This window comes from Halorubrum sp. SS7, assembly GCF_005435055.1.
GTDB lineage: Archaea > Halobacteriota > Halobacteria > Halobacteriales > Haloferacaceae > Halorubrum > Halorubrum salinarum.
Genome location: NZ_SGXV01000214.1, coordinates 1 through 669, shown reverse-complemented (window position 1 = coordinate 669; position 669 = coordinate 1). Strand labels below are relative to the sequence as shown.

Annotated in this window: 1 protein-coding gene; it reads left to right on the top strand. The window is 63.4% G+C overall.

Translation table 11 applies throughout. The features are described from left to right. The coding region (locus tag EXE44_RS17690) for an RNA-guided endonuclease TnpB family protein (RefSeq protein WP_137718027.1) at positions 1-556 on the top strand (556 nt) is incomplete at its 5' end. Positions 557-669 lie beyond the last annotated feature (113 nt).

Below are 669 nucleotides of genomic sequence, written 5' to 3'. Positions count from 1 at the left end.
CCGACACCGAGGGTTCGAGCGGATCCGCGGTCGGCTCCAACGGACGGGTACACAGTCCGCGCACCGAACGATTCAACAGATGAGTGGGCGGGAATCGCGACACGTCCGGAACACGCTTCACGAGGTCGCCAACGACATCATCGACGAGGCCCTTGAATGCGACTGCGAGTACATCGCCTTCGAGAACCTCCGGCACATCCGAGACCGTGCGCCTCGGGTGAAGGAGTTCCACCAGTGGGCGCATCGACAGCTCGTGGACATGGTAGAGTCCAAAGCGGACGCGGAGGGGCTCCGTGTCGTGTACGTGTCACCGGAGAACACGAGTCGGCGGTGCCCGGAGTGCGGTCACACGAGCGAAGGGAACCGAATCGCGCGCTCGGAGTTCGAGTGCCAATCGTGTGGTGAGACGGGGAACGCGGACTACGTCGGCGCGAAGAACGTCGGATGGAGGTACGTCCGTCGGGGCCTACAGTCGTCTCGGCGGACGGACGACAGTCAACTCGCCCTGAAGTCAGGAACCGTGACGCCGAATCGGGGATTCGTCCCGAGCGACTGACCGTCGATGGAGGCAGAGTTCACTGACAAGTTTCGCGTCATCATTCGCGGGACGGTTGACATCTCGGCCTAGGCTCTTTCTACGACGCCGCCGCTCACTCCCGATCCCGAGCG